The following is a 17,223-nucleotide window of genomic DNA, read 5'->3' on the forward strand; positions in this document are numbered from 1 at the left end:
CGGGGGAGCCGGTGGACAACAGGGTGCCCCTCCTGCCTGTGGACAGGGGCGGACAGGAGGGGCACCGCCGGGACGGGCTACTTCTCGGCGAAGATCTCCTCCGCGGTGGTGGCGGTGACGGCTCGCATCAGCCACTGGCGCAGGGTTTCGGGGTCACCGCAATCGGTGATCCGTTCGCGAACCGCGTCGGAAACGGTGAGGCCGCGCTGTTCCAGCACGAGCAGGATGCTCTCGGCCCGGCCCTGCGTCCGGCCTTCTGCCCGGCCTTCGACTCGGCCTTCGTCTCGGATTTCTTCCGACATGAAGGACTTGTAGAAAGAGAGGTCCACGGCCACCAGGTTCCTCCACTGTTGTGCGGCCGGGCGGTTGCCCAGGCCCTGTGCGGTGAGTTCGACGATGGGGTTGGCGATGGTTTCGGGTGTGTCGCGCAGTGCGGCGGACAGGGTTTTCAGTATGGCATCGACGTCCGGATTGTCGGCGTGTGTGATGGCGGCCAGGGTGGTGAGTGCGAGGTCCTTGCGGGCTTCGGCCACGTCGGTGATGACGGGCATGTTGTGGGGTCCGGCGACGAGGGGGCTCAGGGTGAGTGTCTGCCATTGGCGGAGGCCGATGGAGACGGGGCGTGCGGCCCATTCGGCGGTGGTGTGGTCCTGGCAGACGACCAGCAGCAGGACGGGCAGGCCGTATCTGTTGTGGAGGTAGCTGACGTAGTACGGCCAGCTGGTGGTTTTGCGCGGGTCCTTCTTGCCCTGGGCTTCGATGGCGAGGAGGAAGGGTCCGTCGTGTTCTGTTTCGATGCGCAGGAGGGTGTCCACCCGGCGTTCGACGGGGCGGGCCTCGGTGAGGTCGGTGGGCAGGGTGGTGGCCGAGGTGGGGGGTGGGATGTCGATTCCGAGTACTTCGGAGACGCGGGAGAAGAGGCCGGGGTACTCCTGGAAGATGCGGTGCATTGCCTCGTGGGGTGAGCTGACCATACGGGTCCGTTCGGGTCGTGGGTGGTGTTCCGGGTCAGGCGGCGGTGTGGAGGTCGGACTGGCAGTCGCGGCACCGGCCCGGGTGGTGGGAGCGGAAGGCGCGGTCGCAGTGGTCGCAGTTCTGGAGCGGGGCGACGGCGGCGTCGGGGCCTGCGAGTGCGGCGATGTCCTGGGGCCCCGGTAGGGGTGGTGGCAGGAGTGTCGTGATCCGGTGGCGCAGGAGTCCGGCCGGGTGCTTGAGGGGAGTGGGGAGGTCGGTGGTGAGGGCGTGGTGGATGGTGTCGGGGCGGGCTTCGCGTTCGAGCCAGGCGGCCACGCCGGGGGTGAGGGTGCGGATGTCGTGCTCGGAGAGGGTGAGTTGGGGTGCGTGGCGGCGCAGGCCGGCGAGGAGCGCGGTGGCCGTGTGCCGGAACTCCGGTGTGAGTTCCCGTGGCTGGGGGAGCGGGGGTGGCGGTGTGGTGGTGCGTGCGGCGGGGGTCGGCGCGGGAGCCGGCACGGGGGTGGAGGCAGGGCATGGCTGCGGTGCGGGTGTCGGTGGTGCGGGGACGGGGTGCGGTCCGGGAGCGGTCGCGGGTGGTGATGATGCGGCCGGCGTGGCTGACTTGCGGGCAGCGGTACGTGTCCGAGGGGGTGTTGTGACGGGACGGGTGGTGGCGCCGGGCTGGTTGTACGAGATGGTGCGGGTGACGATGCGGCCGTCGGCGAGGCGTACGCGGCTGCGGTCGAGGTAGTCGTGGGCTTCGAGTTCGCGCAGGGCGGCGGCGATGCGGGTCTCGCTCTCGGGAAAGCGTTCGGCGAGGTGTTTGATGCCGATCCTGGCCCCGGCGGGGAGCGACTGGATGTGGGCGGCGAGCCCGATCGCGACGAGGGAGAGTCCGCGGTGCTGTGCGAGGTGGTTGCCGATGACGGTGAAGCCCGCGGCATGCCGGACCTTGACGTGGATGACACCGGATGCCGGTGTGGCGTCTTCGCGTACGGGGGACGGGCCGCGCGAGGGCACGGTAATCTGCGAGGTATCCATCGGGAAGCCCTTTACTTCCTCGGTGGTCAGGCCCTCGATCGGGATTGCCGTCCCGGCCGGGGGCCGACGCATGTCTGGGGTTGTGTGTCGCGGCGAGCATAAGTCGACCAACCCGCATGAAATCCAGCTCAGTTGCCCCATGTCACCCGAGTGAGTGACGAGTGTGGGACGGGGGTCGGGTTGGGTTGGGGAGGGTGATTTCCCCAGGTTTTTCAAAGCTTTATGAGTCGTGGAGTGCGGCGACGCGGCTCACCGGGTCGTGGGTTTCCGCGACCCGGTGGAGCGGTCGCGGTACGAGGTCGATCTCGGCCCAGACCGTCTTGCGGGGGACGGGGCCGACATCGACGCCCCAGCGGTCGGCGAGCGCTTCGACGATGAGGAGGCCGCGCCCGCTCTCCGCACAGTGGTCGGGGGTGGAGGCGACGGGCAGTTGCTCGCCCAGGGTGTCGGTCACCTCGATCCGCAGGAGCCGGTCACGACGGGCGGTGAGGCGGAGTTGGAAGCTTCGGCCCGGTACGCGGCCGTGAACGGCGGCGTTGGCGGCGAGCTCGGCGACGATGTGCGCGGCCGGGTCCGGAGGAAGCCCCCAGTCGCTCAGACGCGCCGTGGCGAAGACGCGGGCGAGCCTGGCGCCTCGACGGGTGGGGGAGAGCCGCACGATGAACTGGCGCGTGGGAGTGGAACGTTCGGTTCGGGTGATGTGTTGGTTCACGCTGCTCAGCGTGGCCGTGCCCGCGTACCGTGAACAGTGATGGGCCCCTTACGTATGGTGACTGTCCCGCGCTTGTCCAGCGCTGTCCCGGCTGTCCGGGGTGACGCACCGGGGACACCAGAGGTTGGGCCGAGAACGGTAGTTGGGCCGAGAACGGTAAGCGCGGTCGGAAGTGGGGCACGGATGAGCGTGGATGAGGCCGGTACGGGGCGCGGGGACGCCGGGGCGGACGAGCCGGGCTGGGACGTCGATCCCGATGACGAGTCGGTGGTGGCGGTGGTCGCCGCAGTGGGGCGCCAGATCAAGGCGTGGCGGGAGGCGGCGGGGCTCCGCGCCGCAGAGTTGGGAGCCGCGATCGGGTACGGGGAGGACCTCGTCTACAAGGTGGAGGGCGGCCGACGCATCCCCCGGCCGGAGTTCCTGGACGGGGCGGACGAGGTGCTCGGCGCGGGCGGCAAGATCACCGCGATGAAGCAGGACGTGGCGGAGGCGCGGTACCCGAAGAAGATCCGGGATCTGACGAAGCTGGAGGCCAAGGCGGTTGAGGTTGGGGTGTACGCCAACCACGGTATCCATGGCCTGTTGCAGACGGAGGGCCACGCGCGGGTGCTGCTGGAGGCGCGGCAGCCTGCTTACTCTCAGGACGAGGTGGAGCGAGGCGTGGCTGCACGCATGGCCCGCCGTTCGATCTTTGACCGCTCTCCGGCGCCAGCACTCAGCTTCGTTCAGGAAGAGGCTGCGCTGCGACGGCCCATCGGAGGCAGAATGGAGTGGCGTCGCCAGCTCGAACGTCTTCTGGAGGTGGGGCAGTTGCGGAACGTCTCACTACAAGTGATGCCGCTCGATTGCGAGACTCATCCTGGAATGGGTGGTGAGATCGAGGTGCTGAAGTTTGGAGACGGAACGGCCGTGGGGCGCTCGGGAGGCGCCTTCGGCGGTCGCCCGGTCTCCGACCCGAAGCAGCTTCGGATCTTGGAGCTGCGGTATGGCATCATCCGGGCCCAGGCCCTCACCCCTCGTGAATCGCTGGCCTTCATTGAGCAACTTATGGGAGAAACATGATCCACAAGCCCTCTGTCGGGGATGCTTTTGGGCTGGAGTGGTTCAAGAGCAGCTACAGCGACAGCAGCAGTGGGAACGACTGCGTTGAGGTGGCAGTCGCCACAGGAACAGTGCACGTGCGTGATTCCAAGGACGCTGACGGCCCTCGGCTCGCGTTCGCGCCAGGTGCGTGGGTGGGCTTCGTCTCGTACGTGTGGGAGAGCTGAGCGGTTCGCGCTCATCGGCGCGCGCCGGACCCTTCTCGTAACCTGCCCGGTCTCCCGTTCACGGATGTCGAGCGTGCCGGGCGCAAGAGCGCCCGGCCCCGGACGGTTCGCCGGTCTCGCCGTTGATCACGTGCTCACCGCACATCCGGCGCCTCGCTCCCGCTCGCCCGCGTGATCCGGGCGTCGGAAAGGCCGCGCAGCAGTTCCCCGCCGATCTCGGCGAGTCGTGGCGCGTCGGGCGGGGTGCGGCCGAGGCCGATCGTGTACTGGACGTGGGTGGCGTCGGTGCCGCACGGGCGGGGCCAGGCATGGGCGTCGGGGGAGCCCGCGTCCGTGAGGGCGGCGAGCAGGGCGAGGATCCGGCCCCGGAAGCGGCCCTCGTCCTCGCCGTGCCGTACGGAGACGACAGCCCAGGCGGCGTGCCGCAGGTGCAGCGGCGGGCGGGCGCGGAGCCGGGAACGCGGGACGGGGCCGGAGTCGGCGGCGGATTCCAGGATCTCCCAGGCGCGGAAGAGCTCCTCGGCGACGAGGTCGCGTCCGGCCGCGGAGACCTGTGAGGTGCAGCTGCGGACCGGGGCGGTCGGGGTCAGTACGGTCAGCGGCGCACCCCGGAGACCGGTGTCCCGTTCGGCCTTCTCGACACTCGCCGGGCGGCTCCAGTCCCATGCCGCCCAGGTTGCGAAGAACTGCCGGAGCAGGGGGAGTGGCGGCAGCCCGCCCGATTCGTGCGCGGTACGGGCGGCCAGGACGGACCAGGCGAGGCCCGGCAGCCCGCCGCACGGGGCGGAGTCCAGGCCGCGCGCCCGCGCCCACGCCTTCACCTCGCGGGCGAGCCGGACGAACGCCTCCCGGTGCGGGTCCGCCGCCGCGAGCACCGCGTCCGCGTCGCTCACCGCGCTGAGCGCCATGGCCGCCGCGTCGCCCAGCTCGGCGCGGCGGGCGACCGCCTCGGCCGGGGGCAGCGCGCCCGTCGCGACGGTCACCAGGTCCACCCGCAGGTCCCCGGCACCGACACCGGCACCGGCGGCCTCGCCATGACCGGCACCGACACCGGCACCAGCGGCCTCACCGACACCGGCACCGGCACCGGCGGCCTCACCGTGACCGGCACTGGCACCGCCGCCGATCCCGAAGCGCAGACCGGGCACCCGGGCCCCGGTCACCTCGCGGATGTCGACGGCGTCCGGCAGGCCGGCCGCCAGACGGGCCCGGACCTCCGGCAGGGCGACGTCACCGGGCAGCGCCGCGACCAGGTCCGCGTCCGCGCCGGGCAGCGCGCAGCCCATGCGTCGCGAACCGGCGAGGTGGACCTGGGCCCCCGGCAGGGCAGTGGCCACACGCCGGACCAGGTCCGCCGCGACGGCCTGCTCCGCCGCGATGGCGTCGTCCCGCGCCCCCTCGTCCTCGGACGGGCCGCCGTCCCCCTCCGCCGCCGCCCCGGCGGACAGCTCCACCCGCACCCCGAAGTGGTCCGAGACGTACAGTCCGTCCGGCGTCGGCACATCGCCCAGCAGCGTCGCCGACACCGGCCGCAGTCGCTCCGAGCGGACCAGGACCCGGTCCAGCCGGGACGACCGCCCCGACAGGGAGGAGACGGCGGCCAGCGGATTGACCGACGGGTCGAACGTCGGCGTGCGGTCGTCGGCGCCGTGCACCAGGCTCCAGGCGTCCGGCATGCCCAGCCGGTCCTGCGGGGTGTCGCCGCCGTCGTTGAAGTCGCCGAGCAGCAGGACATCGCCCTCGACCGCCGCCAACCCGGTCGCGATGTCGGCGAGTTCGGCGTCCCGTCGGCCGACGCCGTCGGCCGAGTGGTCGCTGCTGAGGTGCGTGACGGCGACCGTCACCGGCCCTTCCGCGCCCTCCACGACCACGGCGGCGACCGCCTTGTGCGGGCCCAGGACGTGCAGGCCCGCCTCCCGCACCGGCACCCTGCTGAGCAGCAGCAGACCGCAGTCGGCGACGTCGCGTCGGGACGGTTCGGCCCACAGCGTGTAGTCCTCGCGGGCCCAGGGCGCCGCCAACAGCATGGTGAGCAGGGCGGGTTCGGCCTCCTGGAGGGCGATGACGTCCGCGTCCGCGTCCTTCAGCGCGTCGAGCAGGAGTGGGCGGCGCCGGGCGGTGTCGATGCGGTCGCTGTCGTAGCGGTCCCAGAGGGTGTTCCAGGTGAGCACCGTCAGGGGGCCGGAGGAGACGGGAGCCTGCGGAGGCTCCGTCAGAGGCGTCCAGACACCCCGCGACGCGCGGTACGCGTGCGGGGTCCGCGAGGTGAAGAAGGGGGACGGCAGGCGGCGCGGGGCGCGTACCCGTCCGGCGTCCGTGGCGTCGATCCGGTCCACACCGGACGCCCGGTCCCACACCAGCTCGCCGTCCGCCTCGACGAACAGCACCCGGTGCCAGGGGATGTCCCCGCCCGGTGTGAACCGGGGCAGCGGCACCCGCTTCGGCACGGTCCCGCGCTGCGCCACGCCCAGCACGAAGCGTGCCGGATCGAACCGGGCGTCCCAGCGGACCCGGTGGTAGATCTCCTCACTGGTACGCATCTACGCCCTGTCCTCCACGGTTCCGCTCGCTCCGACGTACCAGGTGCGGTGCGCCTGGCCCGGGTACGGGGGCACGTACCGGTGCAGCTGCGAGGTCAGCACCTGCGGGGGCACCGGGTGGGTGCGGCGGCCGTTGCGGCGGACGAGTTCCGCCTCGTCGACCACGGTCACCACGTGCGTGAGCAGCGCGTCCCGGCGACGGGCGACCGTGTGCACCAGGGAGCGCTGGTGCGGGTTGAGCGAGGTGGCGTCCCAGACGACCGCGGCACCCCCGGTCAGCGCGGCGTCCAGCCGGTCGAGGCCCTCGCGCAGCACCTCCCCGTTGGCCCGCTGGTCGGCCCGCGAGCCCCGGGCGTCGCGCAGATCGTCGAGCGAGAGGTGCGTGTCGACGTTCGGCAGGGTCCGGGCGAAGGTGCTCTTGCCGCTGCCGGACGGCCCGACCAGCTGGATCAGGCGCGGGAAGTCCCCGGTCCGCCACCGCCAGGTCGCGGCGACCGCCTCCTCGGCGGTGGCGACCCGGCCCAGGGCGTACGCCTCGCGGGCCTGCGCCCGGCAGCGGTCGGCGGCGTCCGGGGCCAGGTCCGCGAAGGCCGCGTCCAGCCCCTCGGGCTCCCGCAGTCCCTCCGCGTGCAGCGCCGACCACTCCACCTGCTCGCGCTCCTCGTCCGTGCCCGCGACCACAGCGGCCAGCGCGTGCACCACCGGCAGATCGGCGGCGAACGACATCCGCACCAGGCCGGTGCGGCGCTCCTCGTCCGGGTACGGGCGGTGCAGCGAGGGGTGCAGTCCGACCAGGTCGGCGACGCGGCGGGCCACCGGCATCCCCACCGTCCGGGCCAGCGCGGGCGCGAGTTCCGTGCGGCGGCCCCGGTGCAGCAGCGCGGCCAGGACGCCGGTCAGCCGGTCGTCGCCGGTCCGGCCCAGCGCGTCCAGCGTGTCGCCCATCGCGGCGGCGGCCTCCGCGTCGCCGATGCCCGGACCGGACCCGTCGCCACCCGCATCCGCATCCGTCCCTGGCCCCGCCCCCGCGCCCGCGGCGGCGGTGAGGGCCGCCGGGTCGACGGGCGTGCCGGACCGTACGGCCCACAGGGCGGCGGCCGGGCCGAGCCCGTTCTCCACCACGGCGGCGTGCATCCAGTGCGTGTCGGTCCGCACATGACCGGGCCGCACCCACTTCGCCACCAGGCGCCCGAAATCCGGGGCCGCGAAGCCGCCGACGGGGCGGACGACGTAACCCTCCTGGCGTCCGGTGTCCGGTTTCAGCGCCCGCAGGGCCTTCTCCGCGCGGGCGTCGAGGACGCCGCGCCACAGCACCGGCGGCGCAGGTATCCCCAGGTCGCGCAGGAACGCCATGGTCCGGTCCCAGTCCAGGCAGCGTTCCCCGTCCCAGACCGAGAAGCCGTAGAAGAAACTCTCCAGGCCGTCGTACGGGATCGAATGGCGGGCGAACATGTTCTCGCCGCACACCCGCCACCCCGCGGGGATGCGGGCGCCGATCCGGCCCTGGAGCGCCTTCACCCAGCCCCGCGAGGGGTGGTGGGCGGAGTCGAGGGAGCGGGCGTGCAGGCCGTCGGCGTAGAGCGTGGTGTTCTCGCCGTCCAGTTTCTCGGTCACCACGACCTCTCGGCCCATCAGCGCGTCGAGGTCCGCGATCCGCACGTCGTCCGAGGTCGCCCCCGGCGACCAGGGCAGGTGGGCGGTGCGCGGATAGTGCGTACGCATGGTGAGAACCCCTGGTGACGACGGCGTGCCGACCGGTCACTCTAGGGCGGGGATGTGCGGCTCTCGACCGAATTTGCGAGGACCTTGCGGGCCGTTCCGGTGACCGGCTCCACGCACTCCGGTACGGCTTTCCGGCTGCGCCGGTCGCGCGCCTGCGTTTGACCGGGCGACGGCGAGGGGTAGGATTCCCGGCCCGATTGGCCAGGCTCGCGAGCCGTATGGCACACTGACCAGGTTGCTCGGTTGAGTGTCAATGCTGCGCGCCTCCCGCCGGGAGGACCGGAAGCGAGTCCCACAGTACTCGTCGACCCCCTGCGGGTCGGACGTACGGGAATCTTCCGGGAAGCGTCAGTGGGGCGCCGGCCAGGCACCCGGTGGGTATTCGCCCCCGACGCTCTTGATTGAGCACCAGCGCGGTCCTCGGGCCCGCACCCCCTTGGTTGGGATTTCCTCAGGGAGATTCGCGTAGAGGGAGTGCGACACGCCCGACCGCGTGGGTCGGAGGCGGAAGCAGCACCAACGGGTTCCAGAGCGTTAGCGAGAGACAGGACTACTAGTAGCCATGGCGGGACAGAAGATCCGCATCCGGCTCAAGGCCTACGACCACGAGGTCATCGACTCCTCGGCGAAGAAGATCGTCGAGACGGTGACCCGCACTGGTGCGTCGGTCGCGGGCCCGGTGCCGCTGCCCACTGAGAAGAACGTGTACTGCGTCATCAAGTCGCCGCACAAGTACAAGGACTCGCGCGAGCACTTCGAGATGCGCACGCACAAGCGCCTCATCGACATCCTCGACCCCACGCCGAAGACGGTTGACTCGCTGATGCGTCTCGACCTGCCGGCGGGCGTCGACATCGAGATCAAGCTCTGAGGTGACGCGCGAGATGGCTAAGAACATTAAGGGCGTCCTGGGCGAGAAGCTCGGCATGACCCAGGTCTGGGACGAGAACAACCGGGTCGTCCCGGTGACCGTCGTCAAGGCCGGGCCCTGTGTCGTCACCCAGGTCCGCACCAACGACACCGACGGCTACGAGGCAGTCCAGATCGCCTTCGGCGAGATCGACCCCCGCAAGGTGAACAAGCCCCTCAAGGGCCACTTCGCCAAGGCCGACGTGACCCCGCGCCGCCACCTGGTGGAGCTGCGCACCGCCGACGCCAGCGAGTACACGCTCGGCCAGGAAGTCACCGCCGAGGTGTTCGAGTCCGGCGTCAAGGTCGACGTCACGGGCAAGAGCAAGGGCAAGGGCTTCGCCGGTGTCATGAAGCGTCACAACTTCAAGGGCCTCGGCGCCGGTCACGGCACCCAGCGCAAGCACCGCTCTCCCGGTTCCATCGGTGGCTGCGCCACCCCGGGCCGTGTGTTCAAGGGCCTCCGCATGGCGGGCCGCATGGGCAACGAGCGGGTCACCACCCAGAACCTGACCGTTCACGCCGTTGACGCGGAGAAGGGTCTGCTCCTCATCAAGGGCGCAGTCCCCGGTCCGAACGGCGGCCTCGTCCTGGTCCGTACCGCGGCCAAGGGGGCTTGAGGAACCGATGAGCACCATTGACATCCTTTCGCCGGCAGGCGACAAGGCCGGGACCGTCGAGCTCCCCGCGGAGATCTTCGACGCCAAGACCAGCGTTCCGCTGATCCACCAGGTCGTTGTCGCACAGCTGGCAGCTGCCCGTCAGGGCACGCACAAGACCAAGACCCGCGGCGAAGTCCGCGGTGGCGGCAAGAAGCCGTACCGCCAGAAGGGCACCGGCCGCGCCCGTCAGGGTTCGACCCGCGCTCCGCAGTTCGCCGGCGGTGGCGTCGTCCACGGCCCCGTGCCGCGTGACTACTCGCAGCGGACCCCGAAGAAGATGAAGGCCGCCGCCCTGCGCGGTGCCCTCTCGGACCGGGCCCGTCACTCCCGCATCCACGTCGTCACCGGCGTGGTCGAGGGTGCCGTCTCCACCAAGGCCGCCAAGACGCTGTTCGGCAAGATCTCGGAGCGCAAGAACCTGCTCCTGGTCGCCGACCGCTCCGACGAGGCCGCGTGGCTGTCCGCCCGCAACCTGCCCCAGGTGCACATCCTGGAGCCGGGCCAGCTGAACACGTACGACGTGATCGTCTCTGACGACGTGGTCTTCACCCAGGCCGCCTTCGAGTCCTTCGTGTCTGGCCCCCAGACCGCTGAGACCGAAGGGAGCGACGCCTGATGAGCGAGGCGACCGTTACCAGCAAGACCTTCACGGACCCGCGTGACGTCCTCGTCAAGCCGGTCGTGTCCGAGAAGAGCTACGCGCTGCTCGACGAGAACAAGTACACGTTCATCGTCGCGCCGGGCTCCAACAAGACCCAGATCAAGCAGGCCGTCGAGGCGGTCTTCTCGGTCAAGGTCACCGGGGTCAACACGATCAACCGTCAGGGCAAGCGCAAGCGCACCCGCACCGGTTTCGGCAAGCGCGCCGACACGAAGCGCGCCATCGTGACCCTCGCCGAGGGCGACCGTATCGACATCTTCGGCGGTCCGACCGCCTGAGGGCGGTCTGGATCGTCCGGAATCGGACGAGGACTGAGAAATGGGTATCCGCAAGTACAAGCCGACGACCCCGGGCCGTCGTGGCTCCAGCGTCGCCGACTTCGTCGAGATCACGCGGTCCACGCCGGAGAAGTCGCTGGTCCGCCCCCTGCACAGCAAGGGCGGCCGTAACAACGCCGGTCGTGTGACCGTTCGCCACCAGGGTGGTGGCCACAAGCGCGCCTACCGCGTGATCGACTTCCGTCGTCACGACAAGGACGGCGTGCCGGCCAAGGTCGCGCACATCGAGTACGACCCCAACCGCACCGCGCGCATCGCGCTCCTGCACTACGCGGACGGCGAGAAGCGCTACATCATCGCGCCGCGTGGCCTGTCGCAGGGCGACCGTGTCGAGAACGGCCCGGCCGCCGACATCAAGCCCGGCAACAACCTGGCGCTGCGCAACATCCCGGTCGGTACGACCATCCACGCCATCGAGCTGCGGCCCGGCGGCGGCGCGAAGTTCGCCCGTTCCGCGGGTGCCTCCGTGCAGCTGCTCGCGAAGGAGGGCTCCATGGCCCACCTCCGCATGCCGTCGGGTGAGATCCGCCTGGTCGACGCCCGCTGCCGCGCCACCATCGGCGAGGTCGGCAACGCCGAGCAGTCGAACATCAACTGGGGCAAGGCCGGCCGCATGCGCTGGAAGGGCGTCCGCCCGACCGTCCGCGGTGTCGCGATGAACCCGGTTGACCACCCGCACGGTGGTGGTGAGGGCAAGACCTCCGGTGGTCGCCACCCGGTCTCGCCGTGGGGTCAGAAGGAGGGTCGTACTCGTTCTCCCAAGAAGGCGAGCAACAAGTACATCGTCCGCCGCCGCAAGACGAACAAGAAGCGCTAGGAGCGGGTTTAGATGCCGCGCAGTCTCAAGAAGGGGCCCTTCGTCGACGGCCACCTCATCAAGAAGGTGGAAGTTCAGAACGAGGCAGGCACCAAGAACGTCATCAAGACCTGGTCCCGTCGCTCGATGATCGTCCCGGCGATGCTGGGTCACACCATCGCGGTGCACAACGGCAAGATCCACGTCCCGGTGTTCGTCACCGAGTCGATGGTCGGCCACAAGCTCGGCGAGTTCTCGCCGACTCGCACCTTCCGCGGCCACGTCAAGGACGACCGGAAGTCGAAGCGCCGCTAGGCGGGGTGGAACGACTCATGACTTACACCGAAGGGACAACCATGGAAGCCAGGGCCCAGGCGCGGTACATCCGCGTCACGCCCATGAAGGCCCGCCGCGTGGTGGACCTCATCCGTGGCATGGATGCCACGGAGGCTCAGGCGGTCCTGCGTTTCGCCCCGCAGGCCGCGAGCGTGCCGGTTGGCAAGGTGCTGGACAGCGCCATCGCCAACGCCGCACACAACTACGACCACACCGACGCCTCCACGCTGGTCATCAGCGAGGCGTACGTGGACGAGGGCCCGACCCTGAAGCGGTTCCGTCCGCGTGCCCAGGGCCGTGCCTACCGGATCCGTAAGCGGACCAGCCACATCACCGTGGTCGTCAGCAGCAAGGAAGGAACCCGGTAATGGGCCAGAAGGTAAACCCGCACGGGTTCCGGCTCGGCATTACCACGGACTTCAAGTCCCGTTGGTACGCCGACAAGCTGTACAAGGACTACGTCAAGGAAGACGTCGCCATTCGTCGCATGATGACGAAGGGCATGGAGCGGGCCGGCATCTCCAAGGTGGAGATCGAGCGCACCCGCGACCGCGTCCGCGTTGACATCCACACCGCCCGCCCGGGCATCGTCATCGGCCGCCGCGGCGCCGAGGCGGACCGCATCCGCGGCGAGCTGGAGAAGCTGACCGGCAAGCAGGTCCAGCTGAACATCCTTGAGGTCAAGAACCCCGAGGTGGACGCTCAGCTGGTGGCCCAGGCCGTCGCCGAGCAGCTCTCCTCCCGCGTCTCCTTCCGTCGGGCCATGCGCAAGAGCATGCAGAGCTCGATGAAGGCCGGCGCCAAGGGCATCAAGATCCAGTGCGGTGGCCGCCTCGGCGGCGCCGAGATGTCCCGCTCGGAGTTCTACCGCGAGGGCCGTGTGCCCCTGCACACGCTCCGCGCGAACGTCGACTACGGCTTCTTCGAGGCCAAGACGACCTTCGGCCGCATCGGTGTGAAGGTCTGGATCTACAAGGGCGACGTCAAGAACATCGCCGAGGTCCGCGCCGAGAACGCCGCTGCCCGCGCCGGCAACCGCCCGGCCCGTGGCGGCGCCGACCGCCCGGCCGGTCGTGGCCGCGGTGGCGAGCGTGGCGGTCGCGGCCGCAAGCCGCAGCAGCAGTCGGCTCCGGCCGCCGAGGCCCCCAAGGCCGAGGCTCCCGCCGCTGCCGCTCCGGCTGCTGAGAGCACCGGAACGGAGGCCTGACCGAAATGCTGATCCCCCGTAGGGTCAAGCACCGCAAGCAGCACCACCCGAAGCGCAGCGGTATGTCCAAGGGTGGCACGCAGGTTGCGTTCGGCGAGTACGGCATCCAGGCGCTGACCCCGGCGTACGTGACGAACCGCCAGATCGAGGCGGCTCGTATCGCGATGACCCGTCACATCAAGCGTGGCGGCAAGGTCTGGATCAACATCTACCCGGACCGTCCCCTCACGAAGAAGCCGGCCGAGACCCGCATGGGTTCCGGTAAGGGTTCTCCCGAGTGGTGGATCGCGAACGTCAAGCCGGGTCGGGTGATGTTCGAGCTGTCCTACCCGAACGAGAAGATTGCTCGTGAGGCGCTCACCCGCGCTGCTCACAAGCTTCCGATGAAGTGCCGCATCGTTCGGCGCGAGGCAGGTGAGGCGTGATGTCGGCCGGAACCAAGGCGTCCGAGCTGCGCGAGCTGGGCAACGAGGAGCTGCTCAACAAGCTCCGCGAGGCCAAGGAAGAGCTGTTCAACCTCCGCTTCCAGGCGGCGACCGGGCAGCTTGAGAACCACGGTCGGCTCAAGTCCGTCCGTAAGGACATCGCCCGGATCTACACCCTGATGCGCGAGCGCGAGCTGGGCATCGAGACGGTGGAGAGCGTCTGATGAGCGAGAAGACTGTGACTGAGACGAACACCGACCGCGGTTTCCGCAAGACCCGTGAGGGTCTGGTCGTCAGCGACAAGATGGACAAGACCGTCGTCGTCGCCGTCGAGGACCGCGTGAAGCACGCGCTGTACGGCAAGGTCATCCGCCGTACGAACAAGCTGAAGGCCCACGACGAGCAGAACGCTGCGGGCGTCGGCGACCGTGTCCTCCTCATGGAGACCCGGCCGCTGTCCGCGACGAAGCGCTGGCGCGTCGTCGAGATCCTCGAAAAGGCCAAGTAATTCCTGAGGGGCATTCCCCTCAGGCAAGTTCCGCCAGGCTCGGCGGGGACCGCTCCGGAGACGGGGCGGCCCCCGCCGGGAACCGGCAGACGATCAGGAGATAGACGTGATCCAGCAGGAGTCGCGACTTCGCGTCGCCGACAACACGGGTGCGAAGGAAATCCTCACCATCCGTGTTCTCGGTGGTTCGGGTCGCCGCTACGCGGGCATCGGTGACGTCATCGTCGCCACCGTCAAGGACGCGATCCCCGGTGGCAACGTGAAGAAGGGTGACGTCGTCAAGGCCGTCATCGTTCGCACCGTCAAGGAGCGTCGCCGTCAGGATGGCTCGTACATCCGCTTCGACGAGAACGCCGCCGTCATTCTGAAGAACGACGGCGACCCCCGCGGCACCCGCATCTTCGGCCCCGTGGGCCGGGAACTGCGCGAGAAGAAGTTCATGAAGATCATCTCGCTCGCGCCGGAGGTGCTGTAAGCATGAAGATCAAGAAGGGCGACCTGGTTCAGGTCATCACCGGTAAGGACAAGGGCAAGCAGGGCAAGGTCATCGTGGCCTACCCCGCCCAGGACCGTGTCCTCGTCGAGGGTGTCAACCGGGTCAAGAAGCACACCAAGGCCGGTCAGACGGCTCGCGGTTCGCAGACCGGCGGCATCGTCACCACCGAGGCCCCGATTCACGTCAGCAACGTGCAGCTGGTTGTGGAGAAGGACGGCAAGAAGGTCGTCACTCGCGTCGGATACCGCTTCGACGACGAGGGCAACAAGATCCGCGTTGCCAAGCGGACCGGTGAGGACATCTGATGACTGCCACCACTGCGCCGCGTCTCAAGACGCGCTACCGCGAGGAAATCGCCGGCAAGCTGCGTGAGGAGTTCTCCTACGAGAACATCATGCAGGTTCCCGGCCTGGTCAAGATCGTGGTCAACATGGGTGTGGGCGACGCCGCCCGCGACTCCAAGCTGATCGACGGCGCCGTGCGCGACCTCACCACGATCACCGGCCAGAAGCCGGCCGTCACCAAGGCCCGCAAGTCCATCGCGCAGTTCAAGCTGCGCGAGGGCCAGCCGATCGGCTGCCACGTCACCCTCCGCGGTGACCGGATGTGGGAGTTCCTGGACCGTACGCTGTCGCTCGCGCTGCCGCGTATCCGTGACTTCCGTGGCCTGTCGCCGAAGCAGTTCGACGGCCGTGGCAACTACACCTTCGGTCTCACGGAGCAGGTCATGTTCCACGAGATCGACCAGGACAAGATCGACCGGGTCCGGGGCATGGACATCACCGTGGTCACCACGGCGACCAATGACGACGAGGGTCGTGCCCTCCTTCGTCACCTCGGCTTCCCGTTCAAGGAGAACTGACCGTGGCGAAGAAGGCTCTGATCGCTAAGGCCGCCCGTAAGCCGAAGTTCGGCGTCCGCGGGTACACCCGCTGCCAGCGCTGCGGCCGGCCCCACTCCGTCTACCGCAAGTTCGGCCTGTGCCGCGTGTGCCTCCGTGAGATGGCTCACCGCGGCGAGCTGCCGGGCGTGACCAAGAGCTCCTGGTAAATCTCCTCCGCCCCTTGGGCGTTGGGAATTTGCACAGAAGCTCTCGGTAAGCATCTGGTCGGCGGGAGCCCCGCCTCGCATGCCGTAGGCTTGCGGGGTTGGGCGCCTGCCGTCCACGACCGACTTACTACGCCGTAGGTCCCCGCACCGCACCCGTCCCGCCTCTGAGCGGGGAGAGGGATGGCGCATACAGGAAACCCCGGCGAGAGAGGCCGAAGGCCAATTCATGACCATGACTGATCCCATCGCAGACATGCTCACGCGTCTGCGTAACGCGAACTCGGCATACCACGACTCCGTCGTGATGCCGCACAGCAAGATCAAGTCGCACATCGCGGAGATCCTCCAGCAGGAGGGCTTCATCACCGGCTGGAAGGTCGAGGACGCCGAGGTCGGCAAGAACCTCGTCCTGGAGCTGAAGTTCGGCCCGAACCGCGAGCGTTCGATCGCCGGCATCAAGCGCATCTCGAAGCCGGGTCTGCGTGTCTACGCAAAGTCCACCAACCTGCCGAAGGTCCTCGGCGGCCTGGGCGTGGCGATCATCTCCACGTCCCACGGTCTCCTGACCGGCCAGCAGGCGCAGAAGAAGGGCGTAGGTGGGGAAGTCCTCGCCTACGTCTGGTAGTCGGGAACGGAGGAAAAGCTCATGTCGCGAATCGGCAAGCTCCCCATCCAGGTTCCCGCCGGTGTGGACGTCACCATCGACGGTCGCACGGTCGCGGTGAAGGGTCCCAAGGGCACCCTCACGCACACCGTCGCGTCGCCGATCGAGGTCACCAAGGGTGAGGACGGCGTCCTGAACGTCACCCGCCCGAACGACGAGCGTCAGAACAAGGCCCTGCACGGCCTGTCCCGCACGCTGGTGGCGAACATGATCACCGGTGTGACCCAGGGATACACCAAGGCGCTCGAGATCAGCGGTGTCGGTTACCGCGTCCAGGCGAAGGGCTCCAACCTGGAGTTCGCCCTGGGCTACAGCCACCCGATCACCGTGGAGGCGCCGGAAGGCATCACCTTCAAGGTCGAGTCCCCGACCAAGCTGTCTGTCGAGGGCATCGACAAGCAGAAGGTCGGCGAGGTGGCGGCCAACATCCGCAAGCTGCGGAAGCCCGACCCGTACAAGGCGAAGGGCGTCAAGTACGCCGGCGAGGTCATCCGCCGCAAGGTCGGAAAGGCTGGTAAGTAGCCATGGCATACGGCGTGAAGATCGCCAAGGGCGACGCCTACAAGCGTGCCGCCCGCAAGCGTCGCCACATCCGTGTCCGCAAGCACGTCTCCGGTTCGGCCGAGCGTCCCCGCTTGGTCGTGACGCGGTCCAACCGCCACATCGTCGCCCAGGTCATCGACGACATCGCGGGCCACACGGTCGCGTCCGCGTCGACCCTGGACGTCTCCATCCGTGGTGGCGAGGCCGACAAGAGCACCCAGGCCAAGCAGGTCGGCGCACTGGTCGCCGAGCGCGCCAAGGCCGCAGGCGTCGAGGCCGTCGTGTTTGACCGCGGTGGCAACCAGTACGCAGGGCGGATTGCCGCTCTGGCTGACGCCGCCCGTGAAGCCGGTCTGAAGTTCTGAGCCCGGTTCCTACGCACAGCGGACGT

At 69.3% G+C, this 17,223-nt stretch carries 25 protein-coding genes; 20 read left to right on the top strand and 5 right to left on the bottom strand.

The window, feature by feature from the left end:
- Window positions 1-77: 77 nt before the first annotated feature.
- From ACFC79_RS09360 to ACFC79_RS09370, 3 genes are all read right to left on the bottom strand, one after another.
- A complete protein-coding gene (locus ACFC79_RS09360; RefSeq protein WP_376237283.1) occupies window positions 78-974 on the bottom strand; it encodes a hypothetical protein in 897 nt (298 codons plus the stop codon).
- A 34-nt stretch (window positions 975-1,008) separates the two neighbouring features.
- Entirely contained in the window at window positions 1,009-1,995 is a 987-nt protein-coding gene (locus ACFC79_RS09365; protein ID WP_376237542.1) for a helix-turn-helix domain-containing protein, read from the bottom strand.
- A gap of 220 nt (window positions 1,996-2,215) precedes the next feature.
- Entirely contained in the window at window positions 2,216-2,707 is a 492-nt protein-coding gene (locus tag ACFC79_RS09370; RefSeq protein ID WP_376237285.1) for an ATP-binding protein, read from the bottom strand.
- Window positions 2,708-2,890: 183 nt separating this feature from the next.
- Between ACFC79_RS09370 and ACFC79_RS09375 the strand changes: the two genes are divergently transcribed.
- Both ACFC79_RS09375 and ACFC79_RS09380 read left to right on the top strand, forming a co-directional pair.
- On the top strand, window positions 2,891-3,769 hold the full coding sequence (locus ACFC79_RS09375) for a helix-turn-helix domain-containing protein (RefSeq protein ID WP_376237287.1): 879 nt from the start codon (window positions 2,891-2,893) through the stop codon (window positions 3,767-3,769).
- The gene (locus tag ACFC79_RS09380) at window positions 3,766-3,975 is read left to right on the top strand and encodes a DUF397 domain-containing protein (RefSeq protein ID WP_376237289.1); all 210 of its coding nucleotides are present in this window, start codon (window positions 3,766-3,768) and stop codon (window positions 3,973-3,975) included. The genes ACFC79_RS09375 and ACFC79_RS09380 overlap by 4 nt, the downstream gene beginning before the upstream one ends.
- A gap of 134 nt (window positions 3,976-4,109) precedes the next feature.
- On the opposite strand, the gene ACFC79_RS09385 is transcribed toward ACFC79_RS09380, so the two are convergent.
- Together ACFC79_RS09385 and ACFC79_RS09390 are read right to left on the bottom strand one after the other, a co-directional pair.
- A complete protein-coding gene (locus ACFC79_RS09385; RefSeq protein WP_376237292.1) occupies window positions 4,110-6,515 on the bottom strand; it encodes a poly(A) polymerase in 2,406 nt (801 codons plus the stop codon).
- A complete protein-coding gene (locus ACFC79_RS09390; RefSeq protein ID WP_376237295.1) occupies window positions 6,516-8,237 on the bottom strand; it encodes an RNA ligase family protein in 1,722 nt (573 codons plus the stop codon).
- Window positions 8,238-8,799: 562 nt separating this feature from the next.
- Here ACFC79_RS09390 and rpsJ point away from each other — a divergent pair.
- The 18 genes from rpsJ (at window position 8,800) to rplR (ending at window position 17,197) form a co-directional block, all read left to right on the top strand.
- The gene (gene rpsJ, locus ACFC79_RS09395; protein ID WP_003948644.1) at window positions 8,800-9,108 is read left to right on the top strand and encodes a 30S ribosomal protein S10; all 309 of its coding nucleotides are present in this window, start codon (window positions 8,800-8,802) and stop codon (window positions 9,106-9,108) included.
- A gap of 13 nt (window positions 9,109-9,121) precedes the next feature.
- A complete protein-coding gene (gene rplC / locus ACFC79_RS09400; protein WP_148838704.1) occupies window positions 9,122-9,766 on the top strand; it encodes a 50S ribosomal protein L3 in 645 nt (214 codons plus the stop codon).
- 7 nt (window positions 9,767-9,773) lie between these two features.
- Window positions 9,774-10,424 (top strand): 50S ribosomal protein L4, encoded by a 651-nt coding sequence (gene rplD / locus ACFC79_RS09405; protein WP_376237298.1) that lies wholly within the window; start codon window positions 9,774-9,776, stop codon window positions 10,422-10,424.
- A complete protein-coding gene (rplW, locus tag ACFC79_RS09410) occupies window positions 10,424-10,747 on the top strand; it encodes a 50S ribosomal protein L23 (RefSeq protein WP_335934456.1) in 324 nt (107 codons plus the stop codon). The genes rplD and rplW overlap by 1 nt, the downstream gene beginning before the upstream one ends.
- A gap of 40 nt (window positions 10,748-10,787) precedes the next feature.
- A complete protein-coding gene (rplB, locus tag ACFC79_RS09415; protein ID WP_283853424.1) occupies window positions 10,788-11,624 on the top strand; it encodes a 50S ribosomal protein L2 in 837 nt (278 codons plus the stop codon).
- 12 nt (window positions 11,625-11,636) lie between these two features.
- Window positions 11,637-11,918 carry a 30S ribosomal protein S19 gene (gene rpsS, locus ACFC79_RS09420; protein WP_093540761.1) on the top strand — a complete coding sequence of 94 codons (282 nt, stop codon included), beginning with the start codon at window positions 11,637-11,639 and terminating at the stop codon, window positions 11,916-11,918.
- 41 nt (window positions 11,919-11,959) lie between these two features.
- Window positions 11,960-12,307 carry a 50S ribosomal protein L22 gene (gene rplV / locus ACFC79_RS09425; protein ID WP_009997296.1) on the top strand — a complete coding sequence of 116 codons (348 nt, stop codon included), beginning with the start codon at window positions 11,960-11,962 and terminating at the stop codon, window positions 12,305-12,307.
- The gene (gene rpsC / locus ACFC79_RS09430) at window positions 12,307-13,146 is read left to right on the top strand and encodes a 30S ribosomal protein S3 (protein WP_148838707.1); all 840 of its coding nucleotides are present in this window, start codon (window positions 12,307-12,309) and stop codon (window positions 13,144-13,146) included. The genes rplV and rpsC overlap by 1 nt, the downstream gene beginning before the upstream one ends.
- A gap of 5 nt (window positions 13,147-13,151) precedes the next feature.
- The gene (gene rplP / locus ACFC79_RS09435) at window positions 13,152-13,571 is read left to right on the top strand and encodes a 50S ribosomal protein L16 (protein WP_072485538.1); all 420 of its coding nucleotides are present in this window, start codon (window positions 13,152-13,154) and stop codon (window positions 13,569-13,571) included.
- Window positions 13,571-13,795, top strand: a complete 225-nt coding sequence (gene rpmC, locus ACFC79_RS09440; protein ID WP_014047786.1) for a 50S ribosomal protein L29 — start codon at window positions 13,571-13,573, stop codon at window positions 13,793-13,795. The genes rplP and rpmC overlap by 1 nt, the downstream gene beginning before the upstream one ends.
- Window positions 13,795-14,079, top strand: a complete 285-nt coding sequence (gene rpsQ, locus ACFC79_RS09445) for a 30S ribosomal protein S17 (RefSeq protein ID WP_030977953.1) — start codon at window positions 13,795-13,797, stop codon at window positions 14,077-14,079. The genes rpmC and rpsQ overlap by 1 nt, the downstream gene beginning before the upstream one ends.
- Window positions 14,080-14,185: 106 nt before the next feature.
- Window positions 14,186-14,554 carry a 50S ribosomal protein L14 gene (gene rplN, locus ACFC79_RS09450; protein ID WP_003966950.1) on the top strand — a complete coding sequence of 123 codons (369 nt, stop codon included), beginning with the start codon at window positions 14,186-14,188 and terminating at the stop codon, window positions 14,552-14,554.
- A 2-nt stretch (window positions 14,555-14,556) separates the two neighbouring features.
- Window positions 14,557-14,880, top strand: coding sequence for a 50S ribosomal protein L24 (gene rplX, locus ACFC79_RS09455; protein WP_073786786.1), 324 nt, complete (start codon window positions 14,557-14,559; stop codon window positions 14,878-14,880).
- Window positions 14,880-15,437, top strand: a complete 558-nt coding sequence (gene rplE / locus ACFC79_RS09460) for a 50S ribosomal protein L5 (protein ID WP_376237304.1) — start codon at window positions 14,880-14,882, stop codon at window positions 15,435-15,437. The genes rplX and rplE overlap by 1 nt, the downstream gene beginning before the upstream one ends.
- A 2-nt stretch (window positions 15,438-15,439) precedes the next feature.
- Window positions 15,440-15,625: a type Z 30S ribosomal protein S14 gene (locus ACFC79_RS09465; RefSeq protein WP_003948630.1), complete on the top strand. Its 186-nt coding sequence runs from the start codon at window positions 15,440-15,442 to the stop codon at window positions 15,623-15,625.
- 226 nt (window positions 15,626-15,851) lie between these two features.
- Window positions 15,852-16,250: a 30S ribosomal protein S8 gene (gene rpsH / locus ACFC79_RS09470; RefSeq protein WP_005313538.1), complete on the top strand. Its 399-nt coding sequence runs from the start codon at window positions 15,852-15,854 to the stop codon at window positions 16,248-16,250.
- A 21-nt stretch (window positions 16,251-16,271) separates the two neighbouring features.
- Window positions 16,272-16,811 carry a 50S ribosomal protein L6 gene (gene rplF, locus ACFC79_RS09475; RefSeq protein ID WP_376237306.1) on the top strand — a complete coding sequence of 180 codons (540 nt, stop codon included), beginning with the start codon at window positions 16,272-16,274 and terminating at the stop codon, window positions 16,809-16,811.
- Window positions 16,812-16,813: 2 nt separating this feature from the next.
- Window positions 16,814-17,197, top strand: a complete 384-nt coding sequence (rplR, locus tag ACFC79_RS09480) for a 50S ribosomal protein L18 (protein ID WP_376237308.1) — start codon at window positions 16,814-16,816, stop codon at window positions 17,195-17,197.
- Window positions 17,198-17,223 lie beyond the last annotated feature (26 nt).

Source organism: Streptomyces sp. NPDC056061 (assembly GCF_042266885.1).
Lineage (GTDB): Bacteria > Actinomycetota > Actinomycetes > Streptomycetales > Streptomycetaceae > Streptomyces.